Genomic DNA, 16,702 nt, shown 5'->3' on the forward strand with positions numbered 1-16,702 from the left:
CCTCGAGATATAAGTCGGCTCGATATAGAGGACTAACGTAAATGGATTGGCAGCCAGTCTTGATGCTCTGGCCCGGTGTAGTCAGCACTTGGACGAATGATGCGATTATTTTCTCTTTGCTCAAATACGTGTGCAGTCCAACCTGTAAGACGGCTCATTACGAAGATCGGAGTAAATAGTTTGGTTGGGATGTCCATGAAGTGATAGGCAGAGGCGTGGAAAAAGTCCGCATTACAAAACAGTCCTTTCTCGCGCTTCATTACCGCTTCAACACGCTCAGAAACGGCGTAAAGCTGTTCATCTCCCACCTCTTGAGCTAGCTCTTTTGACCAGCGCTTGATTAGAGCATTTCGTGGGTCGCTTTCGCGATAAATCGCATGACCGAAGCCCATGATTTTGTCTTTGTTAGCAAGCATCTGCATGATGTTAGTTTCTGCTTCATCAGCGGTTTTCCAATCTTGGATCATTTCCATTGCCGCTTCATTCGCACCACCATGCAGCGGGCCTCTTAGTGTGCCAATTGCTGCTGTAACGCACGAATGAATATCCGACAGCGTTGATGCACAGACGCGGGCAGCAAAAGTAGAGGCGTTGAACTCATGCTCTGCGTAAAGCGTTAGCGAACAGTGCATTACCTTTTTATGCAGTTCACTCGGTGCTTTGTCCGTTAGCATCTTCAAGAAGTAACCACCCAGACATGCTTCGCTTTGATCTTCAGTATTAATGCGCACGCCATCATGGCTAAAGCGGTACCAATAACAAATAATCGCAGGGAAAAGCGCTAGCATTCGTTCGGTCGCAGACAATTGCTCTGAAAAATCAGACTCTTGCTCTAGATTACCTAGCATCGAACAACCCGTTCTCATCACATCCATTGGATGAGCGTCTGCAGGGATAAGCTCCAACGCTGCTTTCAAAGGTTGAGGCAAGCCGCGCAAACCAACCAACAATGTTTTATAATCGTCTAGCTCTTTTTCATTGGGTAAATGGCCTCTTAGTAGCAGATGCGCCACTTCTTCAAACTGAGCGTGGTTAGCAAGGTCGGTAATGTCATAGCCACGGTAAGTTAAACCCGTTCCTGATTTTCCTACCGTACATAGCGCAGTCGACCCTGCACTTTGACCACGTAGACCAGCACCACCGATTGCCGGTGCGCTGGCTGGTTTGTTTGCTGTTTTTTCACTTTGTTGTTCTACTTTTGAAGCATTTTCGACAGCTGCTTTATCACTCAAAGATACAGACATGGTGAACTCCTTTTCTGTGTTAGCCGCCTGCACTCTTTGGTGCTGCCTATTTATATGTCCGATGATCTTTATCATCGGTACTGGATTTGGCGACTAACCATTTCACGTTATTGGATTAAGTTGATTTTTGACTAATTGAAACTGGTTTTACCCTTCGCTTGAAAACAACTGATCAAGCTTGTTCTCGTAGTCGTGGTAATTCAGGTGTTCGTAAAGCTCTTTACGGGTTTGCATTGAATCCAACAGAGCTTCTTGATTGCCTTCAACTAACAAGTGTTTGTAAACATTCTCCGCGGCTTTGTTCATCGCACGGAACGCACTCAATGGGTAAAGCACCATGTCGACACTTGATTGGGCTAACTCGCTACAGTTGTAGAGTGGTGTTTGGCCAAACTCAGTGATGTTGGCCAAGATAGGCACGTGCTTACCTGTTGCTGATTTAAGCGCCGCCGAGAACTTCACATATTGATCGAGTTGATTCATCGCTTCAGGGAAAATCATGTCTGCGCCCGCTTCAACACAAGCTATCGCTCGCTCAATCGCGCTATCAATGCCTTCAACCGCCAATGCATCGGTACGCGCCATAATTACGAAACTGTCATCGCTTCTCGCATCGGTTGCCGCTTTGACTCTATCGACCATCTCTTGTTGGCTCACAATCGCTTTATTTGGTCGATGACCACAGCGTTTCTGAGCCACTTGGTCTTCCATGTGAATTGCAGCTGCGCCTGCCTTCTCCATGGCGCGAATCGTACGTGCAATATTGAATGCGCCACCAAATCCTGTATCAATATCCACCAGCAAAGGCAGATCACACGCGTTGGTAATACGTTCAACATCCACTAGCACATCGTTCAATGTGGTGATACCTAAATCAGGCAAACCATAAGACGCATTGGCGATGCCTCCACCCGACAAATAGATCGCCTGATGCCCCAAGTTCTTTGCCATCATCGCGCAATACGGATTCACCGTACCAACGATCTGCAATGGGTCGTTGTCTTGCACAGCTTGTCGGAACTTTGCTCCTGCTGATAACTTCATAATGACGCTCCCTGTTAATTGTTTATTTCTAGCTAACCTTTAAGACTTACGGCTTTTGGTTATCGCCAGCTCTGACCCGCTGACAGATACCAGTCGCCAGTTAATCAAGATCTTTGGATTGGATTTGTTGTTCTATAAGCAGTCGACTTCCCGATATGTGTCTTCGCATAAGCATTTCTGCTAGCTCTTCATCACGGTTACGGATCGCTTGTAGAATGTATTTGTGTTCATCTAGCGCCTCTTTTGGACGAGACTGCGCCCTAGGTGATTGATAGCGATACATGCGTAATAAGTGATAAAGCTCATCACACAACAACGAAATGAGTTTGCTGTTGCGACTCGCTTTGATAATGCGGTAATGGAAATCAAAATCCCCATGTTGATGAAAGTAAGAAGACCCTTCGACTTCATCGATGTGCTTTGAGTGTGTCGACAATAACCCTTCAAGCCCGACAAGCTCTTCTTGTGTGATATGTCTCGCTGCGAGTCGAGCCGCCATGCCTTCCAAAGCCTCTCGCACCGCGTAAAGCTCTAGCAGTTTTTCTGCCGAAAAAGTAATAACTCGTGCGCCAACATGAGGAATTCGTTCAATAAGCCCTAGCCCCTCCACACGCATTATCGCTTCACGTAATGGACCTCGACTTACCTCAAAGCGTTTAGCCAGTTCAGGTTCCGAAATCTTACTGCCCGGTAGTAACTCACCGCTAACAATCGCCTCAACGAGATACTCAGTGAGATTTTCTGATTTAGTGTTCTCTTTATCGCTCACACGTGTTTTCATGTTTGCATTTAAGCTGAGATCTTTTATTGCAGTATTCATATTCACGCTGCTCACTTCTGATTGCTGAACCTTAATTGTCAACAATTCCATAACATGAACATAAAATACACGATTAAATTGTCGACAATCAAGAAAATTGTCGACAATTTAGACTAAGGTAGTATTTTTATAGGCGATGAAAACTTACTCAAAATGGCAATAAAAACAACCTAACCACCTGTTACTTAATAACTTATAAAGAAAAACAGCGACTAAATTCTTACCTACTCCAAAATCACTCGAAACCAATGTGTCGACAACTTATAGCCGCACTTGTCAAACGGCAGACCCTTTGTGCCTATCGATATGCTTACCGATAAACAGCTACAAAAAAGGCGCACTCATGTGCGCCTTTCATTCATCGAACTCGTTCTAACAAGCCCCCTATTCTCAAGTAATCTGACGAGTGAATTCTAGGTATTTATTGATATCGACAAAATCAATCTGTTCCGGTTTGAGATACTCTTCTGCATAACGAACATGCGTACCACTGGTTAAGAACAATCTAAACAGTTCGATATCGAGATGCTCGTCCAATGCCATTTTATACATGATATCGACAGCAACACTGATTGGCTTCGCCTTCTTATAAGGCCTATCCGCAGCGGTTAACGCCTCAAAAATATCAGAGATCACCAGAATACGTTCTGGGATTGAGAGGTCATCACCAGTCAGCTTCCTTGGATACCCTGTACCTTTAAGTGTTTCATGGTGAGTTGAAGCGTAGCGAGGAACACGACTTAGCTCTTTCGGGAATGGCAGGTTCTCAAGCATCTTAATCGTGCCAAGCATGTGCTCGTTTATCTTAAATCTGTCTTCAGCAGTCAATGTACCGCGTGCAATACTCAGATTGTAGACTTCGCCTAGGTTGTATAAGTGCTCAGGCACATCCATTTTAATTTGATGTTTCGGGTCAAATTCTAACGGCCTATCTCTTTTCACTATGTGCTCTGGCTTATCACTCAAAAGTGGTTCTGTGGCTGGTAAACTTGAACTCGGCTCTCGATTCATTGCCTCTATCGGTGATAGACCAAGTTGATCATCAAAGTGACGCGTCCAGGTCGTCTCAGCTATCGAGCGAATACGAGTGATTTTGTCATCACTCATGAATTCACCACCAACATTAGATGTCGCGATAAACGCAAAATCGTCTTGCAATCGTTGCTTAGTGACTGAGAGTTCTTCAGCGATCTGCTGGGTTGATAGCGTACCTTCAAGTTGCTTTCTCAAAGCGGTGATTTCCGCATCACGCCAAAGTACTTCAAATCGAGTTCTCACCTCGTGAATTCGGTTGTAGTTCGCTTCTAGCTTCGTACCTTTATCTACGATATGTTCAGGTGTGGTGATCTTGCCACAGTCATGAAGCCAAGCCGCAATTCTGAATTCACGACGTTCATCATCATTTTTAAACTCAAAATCTTTGAAATTATCGGACTGTGATTTCTCAGCCGCGTCAGCCAACATCAAACCGAGTTCTGGTACACGATTACAATGCCCTGCCGTATAAGCGGACTTATCATCGATCGCTTGAGCGATAAGTTTAATGAACGACTCAACAAAGGCTTCTTGTGTCTGTTCATGCTGCTTAATCTCCTCAGACATGCCTTTCACCGCTACAGACAGCTCCCACACCTCTTTGATCCGAGTCTCAACAAGCTCGACACTGTCATAATCACGCATCTTGATCTTATGAGTCTCCTCCTCTAATTGACGAATAGGACGCACTATCGGTGCACCAAAAACCCAAGCAATAGGCAACGTCAAACTCATCAGTAACATCGTTACGCCAACAGAGGTTGCTAGACGTTTATTGACTGTACTAAAGATCTCAGTTTCGGGAATCAATACCGCAAAATACTCAGAGTAGTGTTCGCCCATGTCGATTTTCTTTAAATAGAGATGTTTGATCTCGCCATTCATCTCTACCCTTACCATACTGCCTTCAACCGTTGCTTCCTTAGTCAAATCATAAAGTTCAGTATAAGGGACCGTCGTATTTGTATTAAAGCCGGTATCATGGAGCCACTTTTTCGCTAGGGCATCAAGCTGTTCACCACTTAACTTGCTGATAGCTTGATTAATGATTGGAAGCAATTGTTGATGCTTGCTCTGCAGCACCAAGTGGAATTGGTTTGAGTAGTTCTGGTCTAGATCTTCTAGAGTCCCATTGACACTAAGGCCAGGCTGGAAAAACCTATCTAATGCAAACGAGAGTACGGGTTCAGCGTCTAAAAAAGCAAAGTTCTCTCCGCTTTCAATTGAATTAAATGCAGACTCTAGGTTTTCAAACTCAACTAAATCAATATTCGGAAAGTCTTCCCTTAACTTAGGAATAATTGACCACCCAGATAAAATGGCCACTTTTTTATCCTCAAGCTCGGCATAATTAGTAATAATCTTCACGTCTTCTCTGGTCACGATAGCAAACGGTAAATCATAGATTGGAGTGGTGTAGAGGCCGTTTATGCCATTATTTTTATAATTTTGCACCGATTGCAGGCCATCAATACTTCCTTCTTGAAACTTATTGACAAGCTCCCCCCAAGAAAAACCATTCACAAATTCAAACCTGATCCCAGTCATATCACCAATCATTTTGAGAAGGTCTATCGCATAGCCGTTTGGTTTTCCCGCCACTGAAAAGTCCATCGGCCCCCAATCATTTTGATTAGACACTAACAGCGGAGGAGTATCATTAACCAAGGCTTTTTGCTCAGATGATAGCATCAGTTTTGATACATCAAACTCCGATTCCTGATTATTAACTTTGAGGTTAGATGCAATAATGTTACCCGATTTCGAATATAAGAAAGACTCAACCTTACTATCTTCTGCTAATCCAAGCGCCGTACCCGATAATTTGTTAGCCAAAGAAGACAGCACAATATCAATACCAATCACATGTTGAATGCCAGATTCGATTTTCGACTCAAACGCTAAAGAATAAGTTTGCCCGGTAATTTGTAAATGCTGAAAAAGATATGGCTGAGTTTTTTCGACCGACTGAATATTGGCAGAAACATACCAAGGCCTGGTTGTTGGAAAGTAGTTGCTCTGCTCCGTAGTTGAGCTTCTGAGGGAAAACTCTTGGTCAAAGTATTTCGTTGTCCGGACTCGCTCCTGCCCTATATTTTGAATCTCAACCACAACCCAATGATCCGTTTGTTGTGCTCCTATTTTTTCTCTAACGACAGGGGCAGATTCTAGGTTAATAATTTGGAAGAAATTTTCATCGGATGAGCCAATGTAAATACTATAAAAGAGAGGGTTATCTTTAATGGCTTCAGAAAGAATACTACGCGACTCTTCTTTCGATATTTTGTTATTGATAGATCGTTTCACTGAAGCAAGTAAACGCGCGGTGTTGGCTGCATCAGAGTCAATCGCGCCAATATAATCACTCAGGTCATGGGATACCATCGTCAACTTTGACAGAGTATTCTCCGTCGCCATTTTTTTACTGAAGTAGTATTGAAGAGAGACCGCAACCACAGCCGTTAGCACAGTCGCGAGTATGAACATTGTTCCAACGGTAAAGCGTAACGAAATTTTTTTTAATGCCATTATTTCATCCTTGAATAATCGCCAACTCAAAAGTTAATAGGCTAGCATAATCCATGCTACTTCAGTTGCATAGCAACCATAATAACTCATTATTCCACATCTAAAATCTAACACCTCTACACACCTGATTCTTTTGCAGAAATAGTTATCGTAGTCACATCTAACAATATAGACCAACAACCAATGCACTCGAGTAGAAAACGCTAGTTAAATCCAACCTTTGTCAATGAATTCAACCATTCTGAGCCAATAACTACGATTTTAGAATCCAGATATCATTCAAAAGTAAATGGACAAAAACACCCCGCCGTGAACTTTATGAACAATATTAATCCAATGTTCTTTATTCTCAATATCGCCGCATTACAGACATTTCATTAACACACCGTTAACTTTAACTTCATCTGCTAAGCAATATCCTACTCATCTGTTTAGTAGCTGGAAATAAAACATAAGTTTCTCTCGATTGAAGAGATCCCCTACATAAGGAACGTGAACCATGTTCAAGTCACTGAAACCTACTCTTGCGGCTTCTATTATCGCAGCTACCTTTTCTTTCAACACTTTTGCTGCTGACGTAGAAAAAATCCACTTCCTAATCCCTGGCGGCGCTGGTGGCGGTTGGGATATGACAGCTCGTGGTACGGGTGATGTATTGGTGAAATCAGACATCGTAGAAAATGTCTCTTTCCAAAACCTCTCTGGTGGCGGTGGTGGTAAAGCGATTGCTCACCTAATCGAAACGGCTCAACGCCAAGAAGACACGCTAATGGTGAACTCAACGCCTATCGTTGTTCGCTCACTAACGGGTATCTTCCCACAATCTTTCCGTGACCTAACTCCGGTAGCAGCAACCATTGCCGATTACGGTGCAATCGTCGCGTCTGCGGATTCTAAGTACAACACTTGGGAAGATGTAGTTAAAGAATTCGAAACCAACCCACGTAAAGTGAAAATTGCTGGCGGTTCAGCTCGTGGCAGCATGGACCACCTTGTGGTTGCTGCAGCATTCAAAGGCGAAGGTTTTGATGCGAAGAAAGTTCGTTACATTGCCTACGATGCTGGTGGTAAAGCGATGGCGGCATTGCTTTCTGGCGAAACACAGCTGCTTTCAACGGGCCTTGGTGAAGTACTAGAGATGTCTAAATCTGGCCAAGTAAAAGTGCTTGCTGTGACGGCTCCAAAGCGTCTTGACGCTGCGCCTAACATCCCAACACTGACTGAATACGGCAACGAGACAGTATTTGCTAACTGGCGTGGTTTCTTCGCGGCACCGGGTACAAGTCAAGCGAAAATCGACGAGTGGAACGAAGCTCTTGGCAAAATGTACAAAACCGATGAGTGGCAAGTGGTTCGTGACCGTAACGGTTGGATCGACAACTACAAAGCTGACAAAGATTTTTACGCCTTCCTAGAAGACCAAGAAAAACAGATGGGCGACCTAATGCGTGAGCTTGGTTTCTTGAAATAACCAACAATCATAGAGGGTCTTTGTGCCCTCTTACTCTTTCCTGTTTCGCCGTACATGAGTTAACTAAAACTCCTTTGTTTATTCGTAGCGTATTGCTAAAGCTTGCTGATTCGTTGTAGATGCAAGTGGCTTACTTTATCCAAGCCATGTCATTCGCTCACCTTTAGTTAGTGATCCCAGACATTCTTCATTAACTCGCTCATGTACGGCTTTTTTACTTTTTACACCACCCCAAATGGAGTTGGACATGTCGGACTTACCAACCAAATTTCTGAGTAAGGAATCTTTGCTTTCGAAGGATCGCATCGGAGCCATGATCTTTATGCTGGCGTGCTTGTGCTATGGCTACCAAACCACGCTGATCCCTTTGTTTCCCGGCGACGAGTACGAACCCTTCACAGCAAGAACCTTACCTACCCTGTTGACGTTTATCGGCATTGGCCTTTCGTTGATCCTGCTGATAACAGGACAACCGGATAAGAAAGTCATATGCGACACAACGCCGCTGAACTGGAAACTGCTGATTGGCTTCTTGGTGTTAATGGCGCTGTACGGTATTGGGCTGACTTATCTTGGCTTTGTTCTAGCAACCAGCTTCTTCTTACTTGCAGGCTTTTACCTACTGGGTGAGCGTCGTAAAGCTGTTTTATTTGGCGCGTCGTTTCCTTTCGTTATCGCGTTCTTTCTTCTTTTAACTCAAGGCTTAGATATCTACCTAGAGCCTGGTTTAATCTTCACTCTTTGGTAGGGACAACATTATGTTAGACGGAATTTTACAAGGACTTTCGACCGCCGTGATGCCAATGAACATCATGATGGTCATCGTGGGCTGTTTCGTTGGTACCTTCATCGGTATGCTTCCAGGATTAGGTCCAATTTCAGCCATTGCTCTGATGATCCCTATCACTTATGGCCTAGACCCTTCTTCAGGCTTAATCTTGATGGCTGGTGTGTACTACGGCGCTGTATTTGGTGGCTCAACGTCATCAATCTTAATCAATGCTCCGGGTTGTTCTTCAACGGTAGTAACCGCGTTTGACGGCTACCCGATGGCTCAAAAAGGTCAAGCAGGTAAAGCACTTGCACTCGCGGCTTACTCTTCTTTTACTGGCGGCACACTTTCAGCAATTATGCTTTTGATTGCAGCGCCGGCTCTAGCGAGCGTATCACTGAGCTTCCAGTCTTCTGACTACTTTGCACTGATGCTACTAGGTTTATCCGCTGTAGCGGCGTTTGCAGGCCCAGGACAGGTTATCAAGGCGTGGATGATGACTATCTTAGGCTTAATGCTTTCAACCGTCGGTATCGACAAAGGCGTTGGTGTTGAACGTTTCACATTCGGCCTAACAGATCTAATGGATGGCTTCAGCTTCCTATTGCTGGCTATGGCGACGTTCGCACTGGGTGAAACCTTAATGGGCATTCTTAAGCCTGAGCAAGACAACAGCGCTGAAGAAAGCCAAAAGATGTCTGATATCGGCAGCATGAAGGTCACCAAAGAAGAGTTCAAAGAAGTGGCACCTGTTTCGATTCGCTCTTCTATTCTAGGTTTCTTTACCGGTGTTCTGCCGGGCGCAGGTGCAACCATTGCGGCATTCCTAAGTTACGGTATGGAACGTAGCCTAGCACCAAAAGACAAGCAAAAAGAATTTGGTAAAGGCAGTATTCGTGGTCTTGTTGCTCCAGAATCGGCAAACAACGCAGCATCGAGTGGCTCATTTGTTCCGCTACTGACGCTAGGTATTCCTGGCTCTGGTACAACAGCGATCATGCTTGGCGCTTTGATCGCTTACGGTATTCAGCCTGGCCCTCGCTTGTTCGTTGAACACCCAGATGTATTTTGGTCAGTCATCATCTCTATGTACTTTGGCAACATCGTACTGGTTATCTTGAACCTACCTTTGATACCTTACATTTCTAAGCTATTGGCGGTACCAAGAACGGTTCTACTGCCAATGATTATCTTCTTCTCAATCACAGGCGTGTACTTAGTGTCTTTCAACACCATGGACATATTTGTGATGCTACTGGTTGCGATGGCAGCCATAGCACTAAGGTTAGCCAACTTTCCACTCGCTCCATTATTGCTTGGCTTTATCTTAGGTGGCTTGATGGAAGAGAACCTACGACGTGCTTTGATGATCAGCGACGGTGAGCTGAGCTTCTTATGGGAACGCCCAATCACCATGACCTTCACTATTCTGGCGGTATTGGTTCTGTCTAGCCCGATTCTAGTTAAGCTGTTCAAGAGCTTTAGAGCGAAACCAGTAGAAGTGTAATACTCTGCTAGCTAAATCAACTAAACCTCAACAAAAGGAGCCATTGGCTCCTTTTTTCATTTAGAGCCTCTATTCAAACTAACGATTAAAGTTGGTAGCAAACTCACAAACCTATCTTTACAACACACATCGCGCTGATATTCATAACAAATTCAAGTAAGGTAACCAATTAGTTAACGTATTGGATTCTAAAACTATGGATTGGTTGATTCTATTCTTGTCAGGCGTGATTGGTGGCGTGCTTAACTCTATTGCCGGTGGCGGCAGCTTCATAACCTTCCCTGCTCTATTGTTTGCTGGTGTTCCACCAATAGCAGCCAACGCGACCAATACCTTTGCATCATGTGCAGGCTACATCAGTGGTGCTTATGCGCTACGCCACGAAATTCAATCTGGTACTAAGCAGCTAAAACTGACTATAGCTTTATGTGTGATTGGCGGTGGTATCGGGGCTTTCTTGCTACTTCACACACCAGAAGCTCTGTTCACTCAATCCGTTCCTTGGCTGCTGCTGTTTGCAGCTTTGCTATTCACGTTTGGTGGCACGCTCAATAAATGGCTTAAACAAGCTACAGCAAAACATAAGTACGCCACCAGCGCTGGCGCATTCTTTTCCGCTTTATTGCTTTTAATTGTCTGTATCTACGGTGGGTATTTTAATGCAGGTTTGGGCATCGTGACATTGAGTTATTTGGCACTTGCTGGTTACACCAACATCAACGTGATGAATGGCATCAAGCTTCTTGTGTCTGCGTGTGCCTCACTCGCGGCGATTGTGTTTTTTGTCGTCAATGGTTCAATTGATTGGCCGTCTGGTATAGCTGTATTACTGGGTACATTGGTTGGCGGTTATTATTCAGCAAAAATCTCTCGCAGAATCCCTCAACAATATGTTCGTACCACGGTGATTATCGCTAGCTTTTTGATCACCGCTTACTTTTTCTATGCGAACTGAACATAAGATTCAACAAGTCTTCAAACTAGAAATACAAACCGAAAACAGACCGAAAAGCTCCTCCTCTCGATGCCCATATCGCTATTCTATTACTTATAAAATAGCCAGGCCAAAATGTGTGAGGCGAGTCCTTCAATTAGCAAATTTGATAACAATTTAGACGGTTTTTTAGCCTTTATTTTGCCTAAGGTGGGATAATTCTCCTGTCGAAAGTGAGACTTCATTAGGAGGCGTTATGAACACTAAACTCGGTCATGTCATGTCATCAAGTCGACTCATTTGCTTTGTCGCTTTTCTTGCTGCCACATTCGCGTGGATCCTAAAAATGCCCGCTCTGTTTTCTGTGTCAGCGCTATTCTTACTGGTCAGTGCGATCGTTTATGTCACCGATCTTTGGAAGAATCAAAGAAAGAACCGCGAAGCTTAGCCATTTACGGTTTAAATCGAACGAATTAAAAAAGGAGCTCATAGGCTCCTTTTGTGTTTTTCGCTTATCTAATTAGGTGTACTAATCGCCGACGCCTTATTTAACGACGCCTTCTTATTAACGACGGAAGTTACGACCATTACCGCCACGGCGCTCTTTAAATGCAGACGCAGCTTTAGCTTGAGAAGCGTGGATAGACTCAACCGTAAGTTCCATTGGCTCACGAGGTTCTAAACCGTGACGGAATGTACGTGAACGCGGCGGCATCTGGTATTCGATGTCAGATGCTTTAGGCATGCGCTTGAAACGGTAAAGGTAGAAGTTTTCAACCTTTTCACGAGCCCATTCGGTTTTCTTCAGGTATTTAACTGCGCTTGCCACTGTAGGCTTAGTGTTAAAGCAGTTCATACGCATTGCCGCATCTAAAATTTCCCAACCATAGTGATCCACTAATTCAGTAATCATGGTTTCAAGCTTTAAGCCGTGTAGCGGGTTATTTTGTTGCAGTTCGATTCTTTCTTCTTCAGTCATAACATTACCTTTTTCAAGGCAACTAAAGGCCTTGAATTTACTCTAGAACACAGTCATCACTGACCACTTCTAGCTCAATCACTTGGGCATTACATCCATTGCCCTTATTTATGCCTTTATGATGGCATAAAGCATGCTTGTGATCCTATTTATCTTTGAATTTAATTTCGAATTGGTCACTTAACGTCCGGAATATCATTACCAACACCCTGCCAGTTCAACTACGCATACGCTATCAAGTTCAATCTGAGTATAAGCAAATAGCCGGAGTTCGAGTTAACAAAAATGATAGTAATACTTCGAAGTAACTGATTAAAACAGTGAACCAACAAAAAAGGATGCCACTGAGGCATCCTTTTGTTTCCTAGTTTATAGCTGAAAGAACGAACGTGTTCTTAACTGATTCTAACTAACGATTATACGTCGTAAGTTGTAGAAGCAGTGTCGCCGCCTGTACCAGTCCAGTTTGTGTGGAAGAATTCACCACGTGGACGGTCAGTACGCTCGTAAGTGTGAGCTCCGAAGTAGTCACGTTGAGCTTGAAGCAGGTTAGCTGGTAGACGTGCTGTTGTGTAACCGTCTAGGAAAGATAACGCAGAAATCGTACATGGCATTGGGATACCAGACTCTAGAGATTTCGCTGCTACTTTACGCCATGCTACTAGGCTACCTTGTAGGATGTTTTTGAAGTACTCGTCAGAACCTAGGAACGCGATGTCTGGGTTTGCTTCGTACGCATCACGGATGTTGCCTAAGAATGCAGAACGGATGATACAACCACCACGCCACATTAGTGCTACGTTACCGTAGTTTAGGTCCCAGCCGTTTTCGTTCGACGCTTCACGCATTAGCATGAAACCTTGAGCGTAAGAGATGATCTTAGAAGCCAGTAGAGCTTGACGTAGTGCATCAACCCACTCTTGCTTGTCGCCTTCAACTGGAGTGATTGTTTTCTCAAACAAAGCTTCAGCTTCAACACGTTGGTCTTTAAGAGCAGACAGGCAACGAGAGAATACAGACTCAGAGATTAGAGTTAGCGGGATACCTAGGTCTAGCGCGTTGATACCAGTCCACTTACCAGTACCTTTTTGGCCTGCAGTGTCTAGGATCTTCTCAACTAGCGCTTCACCGTCTTCATCTTTGTAGCCAAGGATGTCAGCAGTGATTTCAACTAGGTAGCTGTCTAGCTCAGTCTTGTTCCAGTCAGCGAATACTGCTTGCATCTCGTCAGCAGACATACCTAGGCCATCTTTCATGAACTGGTATGCTTCAGTGATAAGCTGCATGTCACCGTATTCGATGCCGTTGTGTACCATCTTAACGAAGTGACCAGCACCGTCGTTACCAACCCAGTCACAACAAGGCTCACCAGCGTCAGTTTTTGCAGAGATACCTTGGAAGATTGGCTTAACCGCTTCCCAAGCTTCAGCTGCGCCGCCTGGCATGATTGAAGGACCGAAACGAGCACCTTCTTCACCACCAGATACACCAGTACCGATGAAGTGGATGCCTTTCTCACGACAATGCGCTACACGACGGTTAGTGTCTGGGTAGTTAGTGTTACCACCATCAATGATGATGTCGCCTTCGTCTAGAAGTGGGATTAGGTTTTCGATGAACGTGTCTACAACGTCACCAGCACGAACCATAAGCATCACTTTACGTGGCGCTTCTAGCTTCTCAACTAGCTCTTCTAGAGAGTAAGCACCAACAATGTTAGTACCTTTAGCTGGGCCTTCTAGGAACTCGTCTACTTTCGCAGCAGTACGGTTGTGAGCCACAACTTTGAAGCCGTGGTCGTTCATGTTTAGGATAAGGTTCTGACCCATTACTGCTAGGCCAATTACACCGATATCACCTTTCATTATTTATATCTCCTTGCGGCTAGTCGCACTTATGCGATAGCACTTGCTGCATTTGAATCTAGGAACCACTCTGTCTCGCCAGTTGTAGACTGGATTTTCGCTGCCGGGTAAGGCAACTCTGAAGCAGGGGTAGTATGAATTTCTTTAACGATCTCAACTTTACCTGCACCCAGTACTAGGTAGCTGATTCGTTTTGCTGCTTCTAAAACTTTTGCGGTTTTAGAAACACGGATTTGACCAGACTCAGGGTGAGAAGCCAGTACAGACAGGTTCTCATCTTGGTAGTTGGTTGCACCCGGGAATAGTGAAGCTGTGTGACCGTCTGCGCCAACACCTAGCAAAATCCAATCGAAAACTGGCGTGCCGTTTTCAGTTGGAATTACGTCTGCCATCTCTTTTGCGAAACGCTCTGCTTCTGCTTTAGGTTCATCTTCACCACGAATGCGGTGGATGTTTTCAGCAGGAAGGTTCACTTGAGTAAACAAGAGCGCGTTAGCTTCACCGAAGTTGCTTTCAGCGTCGTCTGGTGCAACGCAACGTTCGTCGCCCCACCAGAAGTGAAGGTTATTCCATTGAATGCCTTCTGCGTATGGTGCTTGAGCTAAAAGCTTGAAAAGCATTTTTGGCGTGCTGCCACCAGACAATGAAATGTGAACAGGTTTACCCTGCTCGCTGTACGCTTTCATTTCGTTTGCTAGAGTTTCAACAACCAATTCTGGCGTTGCAAAGATCTTGTGATTGATCATAGTTCGCAGTAATCCGTGTCTGTTAAGTTTTTGCATGGGAAACGCCATGCGCGGCCATCACGTTGCAGAAGTTCATCCGCTTCCTGTGGGCCCCAAGTACCACAAGCATAGCCAAACAGTGCTTGAGGATCTTGCTTGAAGTCTAAGATTGGTTGAACGTACTTCCAACATGCTTCTACTGCATCGGTACGAGCAAACAGAGTTGCATCACCGTTAAGTGCATCAAGAAGAAGACGCTCGTAAGCCGTTAGCATTTGAGTTTCAGGCAAGTCAGAGTAAGAGAAGTTCATTTTCACTTCTTTTGCTTTGAAGCCTGCGCCCGGCTCTTTCAAACCAAAGCTCATCTGAATTCCTTCATCCGGTTGGATACGGATAATCAGTTTGTTCTCTGGTGCATCTTGACCAAATACTGGGTGTGGCGTGTTCTTAAAGTGAATCACGATTTCAGTCACACGTGTTGGTAAGCGTTTACCTGTACGTACGTAGAAAGGAACACCATTCCAACGCCAGTTATTGATGTGAGCTTTCAAGCCGATGTAAGTCTCGGTACGAGAATCATCCGCTACACCGTGCTCTTCACGGTAACCAAGCAAATGCTGGCCGCGAACATCAGACGCTGTGTATTGACCTAAGACTAGATCTTTACGCAGGTCTTCTTCCTCAAGAGGCTTAAGACACTGAAGCACTTTAACCACTTCATCACGAATAGAATCAGCGTTAATTTGTGCAGGCGGCTCCATGCCCACCATTGCTAGCACTTGTAGCAGGTGGTTTTGGAACATGTCACGAACAGCGCCAGAACCGTCGTAGTATCCGCCACGCTCTTCAACGCCAAGGAACTCAGCACCTGTGATTTCAACGTATTCAATAAAGTTACGGTTCCACAGTGGTTCAAACATCGCGTTTGAGAAACGAAGTACTAGAAGGTTTTGTACCGTCTCTTTACCAAGGTAGTGGTCAATACGGTAGATCTGGTGTTCTTGGAAGTGATGATGGATCTCTTCATCTAACGCTTGAGCAGAAGCTAAGTCGTAACCAAATGGCTTCTCGATGATCAGACGACGCCAGCCGTTCGTTTCATCGTTCAGGCCATGCGCAGCTAGGTTTGCTGGAATAACACCGTATAGGCTTGGCGGGGTTGCCAAGTAGAACAGTGTGTTATGGTTTTCAAATTGGTAGTCTTGCTCAAGCTTATCTAGACGTTGTGCTAAACGAGCGTAGTCGTCTACATCTGAAGTGTTGATCGCTTGGTAATGCAGATGTTCAATAAATGCATTCAGCGTCTCTGGCTCAGTTTTTTCCATTTCCTGAAGAGACTTCTTCAGCTTCTCACGGTAAGACTCATCGCTGTACTCAGTACGGCTCACTCCAAGAATCGCAAAGGATTCTGGTAGTTGATTGCTAGCATACAGGTGGTACAAAGCAGGAATTAACTTACGGTAAGTTAGATCTCCCGACGCACCAAAAATAACGATGCTGCTGTTTTCAGGTATTACCATCATCTTTCCTATAAAAACAAGGTTTTTAGTATTCGCCAAAGGTATCAGCGACATACGAAAATAGATAATAGGTCTTAACTATTACATCAATAGTAAGCGCCTATTAAATTTGAGAATGCGTTTGGTAAACGAGGGTGAAAGCTATCACCTCTATTCGGGACAGTATTGTCTATGACTATTTGATTTACATCAACCACTGTGAAAGCAATCGATTAAATATTGACTCATTTCGAACAAATTCTAATCGATAGCTCAGT

General features: G+C 44.5%; 13 protein-coding genes. 5 read left to right on the plus strand and 8 right to left on the minus strand.

The annotated features are described in order from the left end of the window. Positions 1 to 32: 32 nt before the first annotated feature. The 4 genes from prpC to AC3CH3_RS08450 form a co-directional block, all read right to left on the minus strand. Positions 33 to 1,244 (minus strand): bifunctional 2-methylcitrate synthase/citrate synthase, encoded by a 1,212-nt coding sequence (gene prpC / locus AC3CH3_RS08435; protein ID WP_488536945.1) that lies wholly within the window; start codon positions 1,242 to 1,244, stop codon positions 33 to 35. A gap of 147 nt (positions 1,245 to 1,391) precedes the next feature. Next, positions 1,392 to 2,288: a methylisocitrate lyase gene (prpB, locus tag AC3CH3_RS08440; protein WP_019820715.1), complete on the minus strand. Its 897-nt coding sequence runs from the start codon at positions 2,286 to 2,288 to the stop codon at positions 1,392 to 1,394. A gap of 100 nt (positions 2,289 to 2,388) precedes the next feature. After that, positions 2,389 to 3,108, minus strand: coding sequence for a GntR family transcriptional regulator (locus tag AC3CH3_RS08445; protein WP_029405319.1), 720 nt, complete (start codon positions 3,106 to 3,108; stop codon positions 2,389 to 2,391). A 390-nt stretch (positions 3,109 to 3,498) separates the two neighbouring features. Beyond that, the gene (locus tag AC3CH3_RS08450) at positions 3,499 to 6,672 is read right to left on the minus strand and encodes an HD domain-containing phosphohydrolase (RefSeq protein ID WP_488536946.1); all 3,174 of its coding nucleotides are present in this window, start codon (positions 6,670 to 6,672) and stop codon (positions 3,499 to 3,501) included. Positions 6,673 to 7,171: 499 nt separating this feature from the next. Here AC3CH3_RS08450 and AC3CH3_RS08455 point away from each other — a divergent pair, with 499 nt between their 5' ends. The 5 genes from AC3CH3_RS08455 (at position 7,172) to AC3CH3_RS08475 (ending at position 11,804) form a co-directional block, all read left to right on the plus strand. Then, on the plus strand, positions 7,172 to 8,143 hold the full coding sequence (locus AC3CH3_RS08455) for a tripartite tricarboxylate transporter substrate binding protein (RefSeq protein WP_488536947.1): 972 nt from the start codon (positions 7,172 to 7,174) through the stop codon (positions 8,141 to 8,143). Positions 8,144 to 8,390: 247 nt separating this feature from the next. Further along, positions 8,391 to 8,891 (plus strand): tripartite tricarboxylate transporter TctB family protein, encoded by a 501-nt coding sequence (locus AC3CH3_RS08460; RefSeq protein ID WP_029405318.1) that lies wholly within the window; start codon positions 8,391 to 8,393, stop codon positions 8,889 to 8,891. A 10-nt stretch (positions 8,892 to 8,901) separates the two neighbouring features. Next, the gene (locus AC3CH3_RS08465) at positions 8,902 to 10,422 is read left to right on the plus strand and encodes a tripartite tricarboxylate transporter permease (protein ID WP_488536948.1); all 1,521 of its coding nucleotides are present in this window, start codon (positions 8,902 to 8,904) and stop codon (positions 10,420 to 10,422) included. Positions 10,423 to 10,618: 196 nt separating this feature from the next. Next, positions 10,619 to 11,377 carry a sulfite exporter TauE/SafE family protein gene (locus AC3CH3_RS08470; RefSeq protein ID WP_488536949.1) on the plus strand — a complete coding sequence of 253 codons (759 nt, stop codon included), beginning with the start codon at positions 10,619 to 10,621 and terminating at the stop codon, positions 11,375 to 11,377. A gap of 235 nt (positions 11,378 to 11,612) precedes the next feature. Continuing rightward, the gene (locus tag AC3CH3_RS08475) at positions 11,613 to 11,804 is read left to right on the plus strand and encodes a hypothetical protein (protein ID WP_017059711.1); all 192 of its coding nucleotides are present in this window, start codon (positions 11,613 to 11,615) and stop codon (positions 11,802 to 11,804) included. A 117-nt stretch (positions 11,805 to 11,921) separates the two neighbouring features. Here the strand turns inward: AC3CH3_RS08475 and AC3CH3_RS08480 are convergent, their stop codons facing one another. From AC3CH3_RS08480 to zwf, 4 genes are all read right to left on the minus strand, one after another. Further along, complete coding sequence (locus AC3CH3_RS08480) at positions 11,922 to 12,335, minus strand: VF530 family protein (protein ID WP_010438513.1); 414 nt, start codon at positions 12,333 to 12,335, stop codon at positions 11,922 to 11,924. Between the two features lie 416 nt (positions 12,336 to 12,751). Further along, entirely contained in the window at positions 12,752 to 14,200 is a 1,449-nt protein-coding gene (gnd, locus tag AC3CH3_RS08485) for a decarboxylating NADP(+)-dependent phosphogluconate dehydrogenase (protein ID WP_017059712.1), read from the minus strand. Between the two features lie 29 nt (positions 14,201 to 14,229). Further along, positions 14,230 to 14,946, minus strand: a complete 717-nt coding sequence (gene pgl / locus AC3CH3_RS08490; RefSeq protein ID WP_488538169.1) for a 6-phosphogluconolactonase — start codon at positions 14,944 to 14,946, stop codon at positions 14,230 to 14,232. Further along, positions 14,943 to 16,445, minus strand: coding sequence for a glucose-6-phosphate dehydrogenase (gene zwf, locus AC3CH3_RS08495; protein ID WP_029405316.1), 1,503 nt, complete (start codon positions 16,443 to 16,445; stop codon positions 14,943 to 14,945). Before zwf ends, pgl begins: the two co-directional genes overlap by 4 nt. Positions 16,446 to 16,702: the final 257 nt, after the last annotated feature.

The organism is Vibrio sp. QJM3NY_35, from assembly GCF_057785915.1.